Source organism: Anseongella ginsenosidimutans, assembly GCF_008033235.1.
GTDB classification, from domain to species: Bacteria; Bacteroidota; Bacteroidia; order Sphingobacteriales; family Sphingobacteriaceae; genus Anseongella; species Anseongella ginsenosidimutans.
Genome location: NZ_CP042432.1, coordinates 155838 through 171833 on the forward strand (window position 1 = coordinate 155838; position 15996 = coordinate 171833).

6 protein-coding genes and 1 pseudogene are annotated in these 15996 nt (G+C 50.0%); 1 reads left to right on the forward strand and 6 read right to left on the reverse strand.

Annotated elements, in window-relative coordinates; genetic code table 11:
- Nucleotides 1-62 precede the first annotated feature (62 nt).
- Nucleotides 63-2885 (reverse strand): PL29 family lyase N-terminal domain-containing protein, encoded by a 2823-nt coding sequence (locus FRZ59_RS00755; protein ID WP_132127761.1) that lies wholly within the window; start codon nucleotides 2883-2885, stop codon nucleotides 63-65.
- Nucleotides 2886-3374: 489 nt separating this feature from the next.
- Here FRZ59_RS00755 and FRZ59_RS00760 point away from each other — a divergent pair, with 489 nt between their 5' ends.
- Nucleotides 3375-4010: a S24 family peptidase gene (locus tag FRZ59_RS00760; protein ID WP_132127760.1), complete on the forward strand. Its 636-nt coding sequence runs from the start codon at nucleotides 3375-3377 to the stop codon at nucleotides 4008-4010.
- 14 nt (nucleotides 4011-4024) lie between these two features.
- Here FRZ59_RS00760 and sov read toward each other — a convergent pair whose 3' ends face one another.
- The 5 genes and pseudogenes from sov to FRZ59_RS00785 all read right to left on the reverse strand — a co-directional run bounded on the left by sov (nucleotide 4025) and on the right by FRZ59_RS00785 (nucleotide 15908).
- Nucleotides 4025-10714, reverse strand: a complete 6690-nt coding sequence (gene sov / locus FRZ59_RS00765) for a T9SS outer membrane translocon Sov/SprA (RefSeq protein ID WP_147698200.1) — start codon at nucleotides 10712-10714, stop codon at nucleotides 4025-4027.
- The gene (locus tag FRZ59_RS00770; protein ID WP_147698201.1) at nucleotides 10711-11121 is read right to left on the reverse strand and encodes a hypothetical protein; all 411 of its coding nucleotides are present in this window, start codon (nucleotides 11119-11121) and stop codon (nucleotides 10711-10713) included. Before FRZ59_RS00770 ends, sov begins: the two co-directional genes overlap by 4 nt.
- 8 nt (nucleotides 11122-11129) lie before the next feature.
- A pseudogene (ruvA, locus tag FRZ59_RS00775) lies at nucleotides 11130-11725 on the reverse strand (Holliday junction branch migration protein RuvA).
- Nucleotides 11726-12147: 422 nt separating this feature from the next.
- Nucleotides 12148-14430 (reverse strand): NADP-dependent malic enzyme, encoded by a 2283-nt coding sequence (locus FRZ59_RS00780; RefSeq protein ID WP_132127757.1) that lies wholly within the window; start codon nucleotides 14428-14430, stop codon nucleotides 12148-12150.
- Between the two features lie 152 nt (nucleotides 14431-14582).
- On the reverse strand, nucleotides 14583-15908 hold the full coding sequence (locus FRZ59_RS00785) for a lytic transglycosylase (RefSeq protein WP_132127756.1): 1326 nt from the start codon (nucleotides 15906-15908) through the stop codon (nucleotides 14583-14585).
- Nucleotides 15909-15996 lie beyond the last annotated feature (88 nt).

The window sequence follows — 15996 nt, forward strand, 5'->3', positions numbered from 1 at the left end:
CGGGGCCCCTCTATCAAGCTGGAGAAGCTTGCGTCTTTGCTATTTGTATGAAATCATTGTGATTAAGGTAAAGGCAGCACCTTGAGCTTTACAAATTCAGGCTCAACAAAGTGAGCGGTCGGCATGCTGCCGCTGAATTCGCCCTGGTTCCAGGTGTTGTGTTGTATTACCTTGAAGGTAAGGGTGATCTCCTGCTGGATATCTGCGCCTGTATTCTGCCATTCGACAATACCGGTAACAGGATCAAGTATTACACGAAGGTCGCCTGTAGTTACGTCGATCACGTCGCCGTTGTTGTTCCTGGCCTCAACCAGAGCAAACGAGAAGCCTGAGTTTGCACCGTAAAGCGTACGCAGACCGATGTTATCAATATCGTCGCCGCCGTTCGCAAAATTACGCAGGTCGAACAAGGTAACGCCGGTATAATCCTTCATCTGAATGCTGTGGTGAAGGTCATACGTAACAGGTTTCTTGTCTTCCAGGTGGTGGTTCGGATTCCTTTCAACAATCGGCAGAACAGGGTTCTGGAACTGTACATTGAAACTTTCTGTTTCATACAGCGTACCGTTGATAAAGATTTGCGCGTACACAACCACGTGGTTACGATCTACCCATTTCCGTCCGTCTGCAGAATTATCAAGTGCGATCACCGTGTCCACGCCAGGCGTTTCGATGATCTGTACACCTGTTTGGTTAGGTGCGATCACGAACTTAACATCAATAACGGCGGGAGTTCCGCAAGTGCCGGCGTAAGCTGCCCTCTTTAATTGGAAACCATCCCACAGGCGTCCTGCCATTTCCCATGCGCCACCGTTTTCACGGCCGTGAATCTGCATGGTAGTTAATTCAGCATTCCACCAGGATGAATTGCGGTTCAGCGCATGGTTCGGAGCTTGTACGTTGATGCTTCCCGAGAAGTTAACGTCCGGATAACCAGGTGCAGTAAATTTACCGGTTACCACATAAATGCCAGGCTTGGTTGTTTTCGGTATATCGATCTCGATCATGTTTTCATCATTCGGATCGGAAACCAAACTCGTCAAGTCCAGACCTGATCCCGGAGGGACAGAAATTCCGGCGAAGGTGTACAGATTATGGAAAGCGTCCTTGCTCAGCCCGGTTTTGTTATACACGTTATCCATGTCATAGGTAAAGCCTTCGCCTGTGTAGTCACAGCTGGTAAGGATTACCTCAAGATTGGCGGGCAATTCAATCGGCGGACGATAAGTATCGCTGATTTCGAGCTTTATGTAACGGGTAACAACAGGGCTGTTTGCGCCGGGAGCGAACAGATCCACTCTTACGACAGGGTTCTTGCCAATCGCGGCCGCGTTCGGGGCGCCCTGGTTGTTGGGGTCTTCAGCCACGCGGATCTTTCCGGTAGCAGCGTCCAGGATCTCAATATACTGCCTGGTATCTTCATTACCCTGGGGCTGGTTATACAGTACTTCGGAGAACTTCAGCGTGTAATTATCAAAGCCGTTATCGTCCATTGAATAGAGTGTACTCCCGAATCTTTCGAAGAAGCCACGGACGCTGTCAGCCAGGCTATAACCGCCGCTGGTATTCAGGTAGCTGTCGTCAACGTAATGCAGGCGGAAGTGAATATCCGGGGCATTCGTAATGTCAGCCTGGCCACCGGAAGTCAGCAGAGGCATGTTCAGGTCAGCTGTCTGGCTGCTGGTTCCGTCAGGCAGGTAAGGACGATTTACATCCGTACCTTTTTTGAACTTCTCGATCGTCACATCAGACTGGGCAATCTCTTCCCGTCCGGCTTGAATATACTGGGAAACAACAATCTTTTCGGCTGCGTCATTTTCTGTGTATTTGCCGGTGTTTTCAACTACCAGCGCCATCATATCGATGTTTTCCGAAGGATCGGGGCCCAGGATATCGGCATTGGAGAACACGTAACCGTTTGGCCAGGCGTTGAACTTCAATTCGCCGCCCTGGTAGTTGGCAGGAATATCATGGCCCGCCAGTACGATCTTGTCATCCACCATGTCAGCGCCCGCCTTCAGGACCACGCGGTCGGCTTTCTTCGTAGCCAGTCCAAGCACTTTGAAATACTCAAAACCAACGCTGGAAGGGTTGAACTTAAAGGTCAGCGGTGCAGCGCCCTGGTAAATGATGGTTCCGCCGCCGTTAACGATCTGCGGAAAAGCGATCACAGGATTTTCCTGGAAAGCGGAAACATTTTTAGGAACAAAGCTCAGGCCGCTTACAAACAGGGAAACCCTGGGAAGCCGGACAGCATCAGTAGCCACTCCTGCCGAAGAGGTAAACACCACTTCATAAAAATCAGGATTCTCAACAACGGCAATATTGCCGGGGTACGCTTGTACGCCGGTTGCCTGTCCGTCAATATACCATTCATTATTCTGAATAGTAATTACGGGAGAATGACCATCCTGACCGTCGGCGCCGTCCTGGCCATCGTCACCTTTAGGTCCTTGAGGGCCCTGGGGGCCATCTTCACCGTCCTGACCATCCTCGCCGTCTTCACCGTCTTCACCGTCCTGGCCTTCTGCCATTACGCCGGTTTTCACACCGTCAATGGTCCATTCGCCGTCGCCGTCAATGGCCACAACAGAGCCTTCGGATCCGTCCGCTCCATCGCTGCCGTCAGCGCCGTTGCTAATGGTATAAGTTTGTCCGTTAGATAATGAAAGCGTCACACCGTTATCGGTCTGCGACACCGAGGTAACTACCGCTCCGGACTTAACCAGCTGGTCAAGGGCAGAAAGGGTGCTTTCATTCTGATCGATGCTCTCCTGAAGACGATCAATGTCGTCATCATACTTTTTACATCCCGCGAAGATCACTCCCGCGAGTGTAAAAGCAGCGCACCACTTAAACAATGTTTTGGGAAATGTTTTTTTCATAAATCTGAATTTTAATTGTGCTTTTTTTAAATTGTGCTTTTTGAAAAAATGTACAGGTTAACTTAGGTATACGGCTTCTCCAGGTTCACTCCATGCAGCTCTCTTTTTGATTTAAAATGTTATTACAATATTCAATTGCAAATAAACAATATTTTATTGTATTGGCAAAATATTTTTATTTTCCCGCCGAAGGAAGATTCGGCGCTTAAAAACCTCGTTCTTACCCATTGGAGGGAGGTTTTTATCAAACCGGCCTGAATGAAGTTTGGGTAATTGCGACCGCAAACCTTAACAAACTGGGGTAATTTTTACCCTAAACATGCATGTTTCACGTTTTTACAGCATCCCGTTATTGCACAAAAATGTAACAACTGCAAATACAGTTGAAAAACAACGGTCAGGTTTACAATATTTTCCGGCTAACTTTGTAAACGCCCGGGAAAACTGGCGCAACATTTGTCAAATTAATTCGAAAAATTTTCGTGCAATATGAGTAGCTGGGAGCGATTACAAGAAGTTGTTGAAAAATCGGGTTTATCAATAAATGCATTTGCATTATCAATAGGGCTGAAAAGAGCGGAGAACCTTTACCAGATCAGGAAGGGCAATCATGAGATCAGCAGGGAGCTTGCCCGCAAGATCACAGCGAAATATCCTGAGATCAATGAGGCCTGGCTTCTCACAGGAAAAGGAGGCATGCATGAAAGAGAGACGCTTTCCGCCTCAAAGAAAATCCCGCTTTATGACTCCGGCTTTGAAGATCTGCGGATGCTTCCAGACGAAAAGGCCTCTATTGAACCCCTGTATTATATTGAGGCGCCTACCCTATCCGGAGGAGACTTTGCTACCATTTGTTATGGCAATTCCATGGAACCGGACATACCCGCCGGCGCAATCATCACCCTGAAAGAAATTGACCCGTCCGCTGTACTGCCCGGGGAAATGTACCTGGTAATAACAAGTAATTACAGCACGGTTAAATGCGTAATGGACGTCGCAGGCGATGCCGAAAAGTTCAGGCTCATTCCCAAGAACACGGCTGAATACGGTGAGGCCATCATTAACAAAAGCGACATTTTACGCCTTTTCCTGGTAAAAGGAGTTATTTCCACCAAAGTCCTGTAGGGTACAGTACCTGTTTAACCCCCGATATTGAAGCGCAGGTTGATCCCGAAATTTGAATACGCGGTACGGTAGGAATTAGAGGTTTCCGGCCTGGTCACGTTATGGTCAAAAAATAGCCGCAGGTTAAACCGCTGGTTCACCATATAGTCAATGGAAGGCCGCACCGAGAAAGTTTTGGTCCCGCCGGCTACCTGGGCGTCTTCCTCGCCAAGCCGGTAAATCAACAGCCTGTCAGAGCGAAGGGCTACGTCCAGTTTGAAAAGCAGGTCGTTATTGAGCTGGCTTTGGCCGAACAGGGCGAAGGGCAGCCGGAAACGGGTGGTACGGTAACCCAGGCCTCCTACAATAGTCTGCTCCCTTTGCTGAGCAAGCTGCGAATTAGCGAGACTGAAACTGAGCGACCGCCCTTTCCGGTATTCGAAATTGGCGGTCACATTATTTTTGAACCGCATATCCGCTCCTATAAGCGGGACAAAATTTTCAGCGATATTCACGTAATTCAGCTGAAATTCCGGGTAAAAGTTTTGCTGGATATCTTTTTCAAACCCGACCCCGTTCTGGTCTTTCCGGAATTGCAGAAGGCTGTTGTAGTTAGCAATCGAATAAGTGGACTGGTAGCCGTGGTTAATAATAACCGAAGAAAACAGCTCCGAGAAAAAGGGCAGCCTGCTTAAACCGTTATAGGTCACATTCCAGTTAGGCAGCGGGATATTGGGAAACTGATCGAGGGACATGTTACTTGCATCCTTGCCAAGATAGGCGGACAGGAATGCGTTTACCAGTACCTGCTGTGAAGTAGCTCCATACCCTTCGGCATAGCCTGCGCTGTCAAGCCCCTGGGAATAGGGGTTGGCCGCTCCCAGGCGCCTGGATACCGTTAACCGGTTCGCCTTAAAGGCTTCAAACAATTCCGAATAATTGGTGATCCCTCTTTCCTTTTTAAAGGCGGTCTTCAGCGCAATAGTGGAAATATTGAAGTTCCCCGTGGTTACCGGGCTGAATTCCCGGAACGTATTATTGTCCTGGTCAAATCTGAAATTGGACTGTGTATTTGATGAAAAAGTGCGCAGGCCGGTTACTTCTATCCGGAAATCAGGGAAGGGCTCTATCAAGGCACGCAGGTTCAGATCTTCCCGCCGGGTTTTATAATAAAGGGAGTTCAGATTATCATCCCTCGTAAGCCAGCCGTTCCTGGCAGCTTTAAAACGGATATCCTTCTGGCTGCCCAGGATAAAGCCCAAGCCGGGAGCGCTTCTGTCCAGGTCAAGTCCGAACAGGTTCGTGCCCGGGAGGTAACCCGGTAAAAAGGTGCCTTGTGCGATGCTGTAGGAACCACTTATATTTTTAAGGCTTGTAAGCAAGCCAAGGAAAAACTGGCCGGCGCCGCCTCCGGAACCGCCTCTTTGCACGGAATCGGCCCGTGAATTCCTTGCCGGCCGGCGGGGGCGCAGCCCGAATTTTTCATAAAGCCGTTCAAGATTGATCTGTGGATTAAGCTGGATCTGCCTTTCGTTCCGGATGGTATTTCCCAGGCTGATGGTATCGTTTAACAAGGTGGCAAGGGGTTCCGACTGCCAGTTATACTGCACGCTGTAGCGGGTATTAAGGTTCACCCAATCCAGGTAAGGAAGTTTGCTAACCGGAACGCTGTAGGTCAGGTTCAGTGCCTGGCTGAAATCCGTATTCCTGCCCAGTTTTTTCAGGTTAGACATGATGATATCCCGTGTGGCATCGGTTATGGGGCCGTCCGGCTCATCTACGATGGAAATATTGCTGGCCGTATAGTCCAGCTGCAGGGAGCTTGCCAGGTCCCAGCGCAAACCGTACAGGCGCGTTATCTGGAAATTCTTAAAGTAAGTGGTAGGCGTGCTGAAATAAGAACCGGGCTCAGCCGCGCGGATCGTGTTCTCGCTGTAGTAACGATCCATATCGATGCGAAAATCCACTACCGAAGGCAGGGGCGTAAAGTTAAAATCACCTAAAAACCCGAGGGCCTTCCCCTTGAAAAGATTTGAAAAGGGGCGAATGTTCTTTGGCGTCCCCTGGAAGTTATAAGCCAGCGCCGCCTTGTAAGTTTTATTAAGTGAATTTGCCAGGGTAAATCCTTCCTGTTTAAATTCTGAAAACGCATACGTCAGGCTGAAATTTTCCAGATCGTAAAAATGAGGTTTCGCCTCCGGATCAAGCCGCAGCTTCCGGACGTTGGTAAAGTTGATGCTCTTGCGCGTAACCACGTCATCGGTGATCTTCAGCAGGGAATCCTTCCTGCTGCCCGAAAGCCGGTCAAGGGCATCCTTCAATAAAATATCGGGAGAAAGGGGATTATACTCAGGCCTGCGAACATCCTGTGAATAGGATACATACATAGGAATCTTCACTCCCAGGCTATCGGGGAAGAACTTCCCGATCTCAAAGCTGGAAGCCATGTCAAACTGGGAGTTGTCAAACCGGTTCAGCTGACCCACCTGCCTTTCAAGGGAACCAAAGCCGAAGGTACTCTTACTTCCGGAAAGCGTAATATTGGCAAAATCTGCCAGCTGGGCATTTAGCCGCGCGCTTGCCGCCCATCCCCCCTCTTCGTCAAAGCCGGAAAGACGCAGTTCGTTGACCCACAACTGGGCGGTTTTCGGAAGGCCGTCATCACCCGGATTGGTAGGTTTCTGCAGGCGGTTGCGCACCCCGATCATTATGACCCTGATCTTGCTCAGGTCTGGCTGCCCTTCTACCGTAATTCGATTATTGCCGTCATTCACGTAAAAGGGTTCATTTACCGGCCAGCGGGCATCTTCCCGGGAAAGCTTTGCATCAATTAATTGTTCGAAACGAATATTGAGTTCATTAGCAGACGGCCATATCAGGGACCTGTCGGTCGTACCCGGAGGCGTGATCTGCATCGGGATCTCGTATTCATAGTAATTATCCTGGTAATCGGTGCCCAGCCGGATAAAGGCGGTAACATCTCCGTTCATGAGCTGATCGCCTTCGGCGTGAATGAACATCTGCAGGTTCTTATAGGACCGGAAATCAAATTCTATGTTCTTAAAAGCCGCCTGGGCAAAGCCATCGGCAAGCTCTTTTACATCCAGCACCAGGGATTGTTCGTTCTGACGCACGTTTTCACGGAAGCTGGTGGCCACCCGTTCCTGTTCTATACCGGGAGGAAGCACATAGGGTATCGGCTGCCGGTTACCGTTTTCTTCTATATTGATCGTGGATACGTCCAGTACTGAATTATCAATAGCATTATCCGGCAGGTCCGGATCCTTTAACTGGCGGCTCAGGCTGTTTTCCGAATTGAACCTCCGCCATTCTCCTCTGAGCAGCTGCAGACGGGCCATACGCAAAATGGTGGTATCCTGGAAACCCGTCATGAACATACGGATAAAGCGAATGGTCTTGAAATCTTCCATTCCGCCCACCATAGAAGTGTACTGCCGCAGGGGGATCTTGAACTGGTACCAGGTAACTTCCTGGGTCTTCCCGTTCACGAGCTTTACCTGGGAAGTGACCTTATCGGTAATATAATTCCTCCCCACTTCCATATCCTCCGGGCGGACCGATACCTTGTATTGGTAATAAGATTCCGCCTGGCTGGAATTATTATCACGGTTAATGTCTTCAGCATCCGGAAGGGGCGTGGAAGCGCTGTTCTCCACGCCGAAGTCTTCCACCGACTGCTGGGCGGTCTTGGAATTACCTTCCATGCCGTTATAGCGCTGGTAACGTTCCAGGATGTAGGCGTTCTTTTCGTCCTGTGCGCCGCCCCTGTAATACTCATAATCATCCGAAGAAGGATCGTTCAATACGGATTCCAGGCCCGGCGAGCCGGAAGGAAGCACCGCCTGCAGCTGTTGCAGGAAGCCCTGGTAGAAGTCCATTTCTTCCTGGCTGTTCAGCCCGTCAAGGCCCACGTCCTGCCGGCGCCTTGCATCAGGATTATTATCAAATGCATCCGTCACCGGCTGCGTCCGCCCTATTTTGCCCCAGATTGTCTGGTCCACGTCGTCGGCTGAACCGTCCACGGGCAGGGCATTCTCCAGGCTTTTCCGCCCGTCTTTGAGGATATCCTCAGAAACGTTCCCCAGGTTAAAATAGAGGTCCCCGCCCTCCGCGCCCGGCTCATCAAGGAAAGGATCCAGCATCCAGAACTCCACGAACTCCACGTTCAGGGATTCAAAATCACTGGTCTCTATCCGTCGCATAATCCCGCCCCATTTTGAAGTGGGATTTATGAAGGTACCGTCCGGGTTCAGGCCGGCGGTTGTATAATTATACGGCCCCCTGGTGTCGGGATAAAATGTGAGGTTAAGGGTGGAGATCACGTTGGGCTGGCTGCTGATCGACTCTTTATTCGGGAACACTTCCCGCTCCAGCACTTCCCGCACATAATGGTTGGACAGCACCTCCTTATTATTCCGGATATTGTCCGGATTCAGGTTGCTGTTCTTATTGTAGAAGATCGGATCTATATTATAATATGCCAGCAAAGCCCGGTTAAACCCGTAACTCAGGTCATTGCTTGCTGTGGCTTCGGGAAAAAGCGAGGGGGTACTGGAAATATACCAGTTGGTAGCATTCTTCAGGTCGATAATGGAGCGGCTCGTCTCGAAATCATCAATGTAGGAAACCCCTCCGCTGCTCCCGGCCACGTTCAGTGAACGCGCATGCCCGGGTACCAGGTGGGCAAATTCCGCGTCAAAAGTAATGGTGGAAGGTTGCCGCGTTTCCAGCAGGGGCAATTTATCCACCATTTTCGTCAGCCAGCGGGAATCTGACCGGTAGCTGGCATCCGCTCCCCAGATCGTATTTGAAATAGCTTCCTCGCCCACGTTTACTTTAGGCGTGAGCGGGCGTTCCTTCAGGTTCATGAAGGTTCCGCCAAATACTAATTTATCGTTTACCTGGTAATCCAGCCTTGTCCCGAAAAGCGTTTTGGACTGCAGGCCGAATAACTCATTACTCTCCAGCTTAATGCTTACCGGCATTCCCGAATTCAGGATGGCCTCATTGAGTATACGGACGCGCCCAAGGTTATAATCTACCGTATAATCCACTCCTTCGATCAACGGGGTGGTCCCGGCTGTTACCACAACCGAACCCTGCGGCACATTAATGGCATTAAGGGAGAATTCCGAACCGGAGCCTGAGCGGTAGGTTCCCTTGAAATAGTATTTGTTCACCTCAGCTGCCTGTTCGGCCACATACCGCGTGGAGTCGTACAGTTCCGTGAATACGTATTTATTGATCAATGCGGTTTCTCCTGGTGCAAACTGACGGGCCAGGTCCTCTCCGAAAGGTTCTACCACCGGGAAGATGATCCGACCGTTAACCGGGTCTATCGTTATGTCCCGGAGAAAGTCGAAGACACCGTCAGGCTGAGGAGCCTGCTGACCATTGATCCGGTCCAGGTTTACCAGTTGAAGAAAGGGCCTTCCCGCCGTCCTGGATCCTTCCGCGATTACCGGCTGTTCCACCCCGGTTGATTCATCCAGCCGGAATACGTCCAGCCTGAAGTCCTGCTGTTCTACCTGGAAAGCTTGCAGGGAATAGATGTTCTTCATCATCAGGTCCCAGGTAGGCAGGTTGGTTTTAAGCGTCTCGTTTTTCAGAAGCTTCGTATAGAGGACGGTCGGGCTATTCGGATCGTTAGGAATATCGGTGGAAAATTCCCCTACCTGGTACTCCACCCCATTTACCGTATAGCGGAAAGCCACCGCGAGTACTTCATCGGCATTCAGCGGCTGGTTCAGCGAAATATAGCCCAGCGTGGGATGAAGGCTGTATTCCGTACTGTTTAGCTGACGCGCATAGGTAAGCTTCACATAATTATCGCTGGCTCCCGAACCGGCAAAAAAGCCGGCGATGCTATTGTCATTGGAGTTCCGCGAACCGGGTGGAATGATTTCCAGCAGGTTATTGGAAGGTCGCGGAAAAGAGGGGTTGGTAAATGCCGAGGGAAAGCGGGTGTACGAACTGCCGCCCGTAAAAATCGTGTTATAAGGATCGTTTTCGCCCAGGTCCAGGAAAGCGATGATATCGCGGGCGTTGGTAAAATTGTTCGTTTTATTGGTAACCCAGACTTCTATTTTATTAATAACTACTCCTGAGTTAATAAAAGGTAAGTTAGCCAGGGAGCGGTTATAATTTTCCCGGAAGAATTGCGCCAGAAAATAATGCTTGTTTGCCTCGTACTCATCGGCCCGGATCTTGAACTCGTTCACCTGCGCTCCGTTGTTAAGGATAATTTCCTTTGTCTGGCTTTTCTGCTGGGAAAACACGGTAGTAACGCCCAGTTTGCCAAACTGCAGCTGGGTTTTCACCCCGAATAAAGACTGGTAACCCGTGATCAGGCTCCCGTTAATTGGAAGATTCACCTGTCCGACTTCGATCTTGCGGATGATCTCATCCTCGTACCCGGTATATTCGAACTTTATCTGGTTCTCAAAGTCAAATTGCGCCTGGCTATTGTAATTAGTGGTCACGCGCAGTTTCTCCCCGATATTCCCCACCAGGTTCATCTGGATATTCTGGTCGAAACTGAAGCTGCCCTGGCGCCGCTGCCGCTCATTGAAAAGAGGGTTGGCGTTATTATTGAACTGCCCGCCGAAGGTTACCTCGGCCAGGCCCTGTGGCCGGATGTCCACGAAATTGCCGCCGAACAGCCGGTCAAATGCTTCTCCCCTGACTTCGAGCTTGGGAATCATCCCCTGTTCTGGACAATACTGGAAGAGCCTGTCCGCTGCAGCCAGTATTCCCGCTTGATCCTGTCCAGTTCCCGCTGCCCGTATTCGTCGAAATTCAGGTACTGCGGCATCCGGTAGGTAATATTACCAACGGTCTCTGTAATATAATAGGTCTTTGTTTCCGGATCGTAAACAATTTCCCTGTTTACGTTGGAAGGGGTCCGCAGGTCAATCCCGGAACGCGGAGCGCCCAGTACGGTAGGATAATCTTTAACTGGGTAAGGAAGGGACACCGCCGTATCGGCAGCGGGAATCGTGTCCTGCGCAGCAGCCGGGATCGTGTCCTGGGCGGCAACTGGCAGAACCGCCCCTGCCAATACTGTTACCAGTAATAAAAATGAGCGTAATATGGCAAACGTGCTTTTCAAGTCTTTCTTTATAAAAGCTTCAGGGCATTCTTAATCAACAATTCTACAGGAGCATTAGCCGCATCCTTCAATACAGCGGCAAGGGCTTTTTCAGCGGCATTTTTTGTAAACCCAAGCATGACCAGCGCAGAGAGCGCCTCTTCCCTGGCAGTACTGCTAAGCGGCGCCTGGATAAGGGAGGACCGGCCTTCCTTTTTCAGCTTGTCCTGTAATTCCAGGATAATACGCTGCGCCGACTTCGGCCCGATCCCTTTCACGCTCTTGATCAGGTTCACATTCCCGCCGATAATCGCCTCCTCCAGCTCCGCGGGAGAAACGGAAGAGAGTATCATCCGCCCCGTATTAGGCCCTATCCCCGAAACGGAAATCAGGTGCGAAAATAATCTCCGCTCCCCTTCTTCGGCAAAACCATAAAGGGTATGGGCATCTTCCTTCACATGAAAAAAGGTAAAAAGCTTTACAGCCCGGTCTGCATCCGCCGGCTGTTTCACCAGTTCCGAATAAGTATGCAGGGAAATATTAATATGATACCCTATCCCCCGGTTTCAATTACTGCGTAGGTGGGGCATAAAAAGTTAAGTTTTCCCTTAATATAGGCGATCATGTTATGGTTTAAGGTTCAAAGTTTATAGTTTGTAGTTCAAGGTTTAAAGTTCAAGGTTTAAAGTTCAAGGTTTAAAGTTCAAGGTTTAAAGTTTAAGGTTTAAAGTTTTTCGTTTGTAGTTTTTAGTTTATAGCTCATGGCTTTTTAGGTTTGGTTTTGGGCTTCTTTTTTTTAGGCTGGGCTTGATTATTCCGTTCGATTTAAAATTTTCGAGTTGACGCAGCTTTAGGATTTCTTTATTTCAAATAACTCACGTTAATGCTAAAAAAACTTAAACTCCTCCTAAAAACTATAACTGCATCCCTTCTAAAAACTAAAAACTAAAAACTAAAAACTTCAAACTAAAAACTGTATCCCCTCTAAAAACTAAAAACTACAAACTAAAAACTGTGGCCTTCTAAAAACTAAAAACTGTTTAATCATTATTTTTTATTTAATGTATCTTTTTCCTGTGCATCCACTACCGCGATGGTGATCATGTTGACTATTTCCCTTACGGAGCTTCCCAACTGCAGGATGTGGACCGGCTTTTTCATGCCCAGTAAAACGGGGCCTACGGCTTCCGCGCCTCCTACCTCCTGCAAAAGTTTATAGGCAATATTGCCGGATTCCAGGTTAGGGCAGATCAGCGTATTGGCAGCTTCGCCCGAAAGTGCGGAAAAAGGGAAATTATCCTCCAGCATTGCGGCATTGGTGGCAAAATTCGCCTGCATTTCGCCCTCCACGACCAGGTCAGGGTAAGCGGCATGCAGGCGGGCTACAGCTTCGCGCATTTTCCGCGGAACTTCGCCTTCATTGGAGCCGAAGTTGGAATAGGAAAGTAAAGCAATCCGCGGCTTTACATTGAATTTTCTCACTGCGTTCTCGATGAGGAGCGTAATATCCACGATGTCCTCTATGCTTGGGTCTTCATTGACCGTGGTATCGCCGATGAAAATGGGGCCTTTACGTGTGAGAAGAAGATACATGCCGGCCACCTTGCGTACGCCGGGCGCTGTGCCGATGATCTGAAGAGCGGGGCGAATGGTTTCCGCATAATTCTTCGTTAACCCGGAAACAAGGGCGTCCGCTTCGCCAAGTTCTACCATGGCGGCTCCGAGGTAATTGCGGGCATTCCGGATCAGTTTGCGCGCCTCGCCTTCGGTCATCCCGCGGCGCTGGCGCTTTCTATAAAGAATTCCGGCATATTCATTCACCTTTTCCTGGCTAACCTCGGCCGGGTCGATAACCGGAGCGTCGTAAACATCCAGGGAATTTTCTTCCAGGAGCCTGTGGATCTTCTCGCGGTTACCCAGCAGGATGGGGCGGGCGATCCCATCTTCAATAACGATCTGGGCCGCTTTAAGCATTTTATACGTGTCGGCCTCGGCGAAAACCACGCGTTTAGGGTTGGATCTTGCCTTGTTGCTAACGGCCCGCATCATGGAATCATCCAGGCCCAGGCGCTTGCGCAGCTCCGCTTTATACTGATCCCAGTCGGTGACAGGCTGGCGGGCTACTCCGGAATCCATTGCCGCCCGGGCAACAGCCGGCGCCACATTAGTGATGAGCCGGAAATCAACCGGTTTGGGAATAATATATTCTTTTCCGAAAGTAATATTCTGTTGATTATAGGCCAGGTTTACCGCTTCCGGCACGGGACGTTTTGCCAACCCGGCAATGGCCCGGACGGCGGCCAGTTTCATTTCCTCGTTTATGGCGGTAGCGCGGACATCCAGCGCTCCCCGGAAAATATAGGGGAAGCCCAGCACGTTATTCACCTGGTTGGGATAGTCCGAACGGCCGGTGGCCATGATAATGTCTTTGCGGGTTTTAACCGCCAGCTCGTAACTGATCTCAGGGTCGGGGTTGGCCATGGCAAATACGATGGGATTTTTTGCCATGCTCTTGAGCATTTGCGCCGTAAGTATCCCGCCTTTTGACAGACCGATAAATACGTCGGCCCCTTTCAGCGCCTCTTCAAGGGTGTGCAGCTTTCGGCTGGTCGCAAATTCCTGCTTAATGCTGTCCAGGTCATCCCGGTCTTTACGGATCACCCCCCTGGTATCCACCATTACGATGTTTTCCCTTTGGGCGCCGAGCGAGATATAGATACGTGTGCAGGAAACAGCGGCGGCGCCAGCGCCAGCCACCACAAAACGCGCCTTTTCAATTTTCTTCTTCTGAATTTCCAGAGCGTTTAAGAGCGCCGCTCCGGAGATTATGGCCGTGCCATGCTGGTCATCATGCATGACAGGAATATTGAGTTCCTCCTTTAGCCTGGACTCAATGTCAAAGCATTCCGGCGCCTTAATATCTTCCAGGTTAATTCCCCCGAAAGTCGGCTCCAATGCTTTCACGATATTGACAAATTCATCCGTTGTCGTGGCATTCAGCTCAATATCAAATACGTCGATGTCTGCGAATATTTTAAACAGGAGGCCTTTCCCCTCCATGACGGGCTTGGAAGCTTCCGCGCCTATATTTCCCAGTCCAAGTACCGCGGTGCCATTGCTGATCACCCCCACGAGATTGCCCTTGGCGGTGTACTTATAGACGTCTTCTTTATTTTCAGCGATCTTTAAACAGGGCTCGGCAACTCCCGGGGAATAAGCAAGCGAGAGGTCCCGCTGCGAGGAAGTAGCCTTTGTGGGGATCACCTCTATCTTTCCAGGCCTGCCGGAAGAATGGTAATCAAGGGCGTCCTGTTTACGCGTTTTTTTCATTAAGCGGTCGTTTTCAAAGGTCAAAAATACAAATTCCGGGGGAAGCAGCGACATATAAAAAAGTCCTGACATATATGTCAGTTTTTGAGACGCGGGAGCTTCCTCTTATGGCCCTGGTAAAGCTCCCGGATATTTTGAAATGAACGGGAAGATCAACCTTCCGGGTTGATCCGGATGGTACTGCCTGCGCGGAGGCTGGAAGCGCTGCGGATGCCATTGAGTTCTTTAAGAACCGCTACCGATGTGTTGAAGCGGGCTGCAATGCTTGAAAGCGTATCGCCCCTTCTTACCCGGTAGGTTTTAGCAAGATAGGTTTCCTCCCGGGCCGCGATTTCCTTTTCCTCAGATGAGACCAGCAGCCGCTGTCCGGGAACCAGGCGCGTACCGCGCAGATCATTCCAAACCTTCAGATCCTGAACGCTGCAGCGGAAACGGTTAGCGATGGCGCTTAGATTATCCCCGCTTCTTACCTTGTAGTAAACCGGCTCCGCTGTTTCCTCTTCATCATTGGAGGCAGCGATCACTTTTGCCGCTCCTCCCTCTTTCTGCAGGCTTGCATACAATTCCGCCTTTGCCGGCGGCAGCCAGACGGTCTGCGGGCTGGCTCCCGACCCGTTCACAATTCGCCGCCGGTACTTGGGGTTTATCAGGTAAAGTTCCTCAGGATCCATATCCAGCGATCTGGAAAGGCTGGAAAGGGAAATATATTTTTCTATCTGCACCGGCATGGGCGTAAAGGCGAACTCGGGCGGTGCGGAATAGATGTCATGCGCTTTGGCGTAGTTCATGGCATAAGTCACGGCGATATAGGCGGGAACATAATTTCTTGTTTCCCTTGGGAGGTAGGGCATAATGGCCCAGAAATCGAGCTTCCCGCCTGCTTTGTAAATAGCGCGGTCTACATTGCCGGGCCCGCAGTTATAAGAGGCAATGGCAAGCAGCCAGTCTCCGTAGCGCCCGTACATATTATTCAGGTATTCGGCAGCTGCCTGGCTGGCCGCCACGGGGTCGCGGCGTTCGTCTATATAACTATTCATCTGCAGGCCGTATTCCCGGGCCGTAGTGTACATAAATTGCCAGAGGCCGGTGGCCCCCACCCTGGAAACCGCCATAGGGTTCAGGGCGGATTCGACAATGGAAAGATATTTGAGTTCAACTGGTAAACCCTTTTCTTTCAATGCCTGCTCAAAAATGGGAAAATAATATTCCGACAGCCCCATCATACGGGATACAAGCCCTTCCCTTTTATAAGTATAAAGTTCTATATGCGACCTTACGATCTCATTATAATCAAGCGGGACCGTCTTTTCAATGGAATCAAGCTGACGCTCATAAAGAGGAATCCGATAAGCCGCTGCCGCTTCATGTTCCTGTCCTGCAACGGGAAGGGTATCCAGGGAATCCGCCGGTATAGCGGCAAAAGAAGCAAATGCGCCCGAAAAACACAGTATTAGCAGGGTTAAAGCATGTTTTAGCATCAGGAACCGGTTAGTTTAGCGATTAAAAGCTGGACAAATATAACAATCTCTAAAAATAACTTTAAAAACCCCGGAATAGTATAGGCGC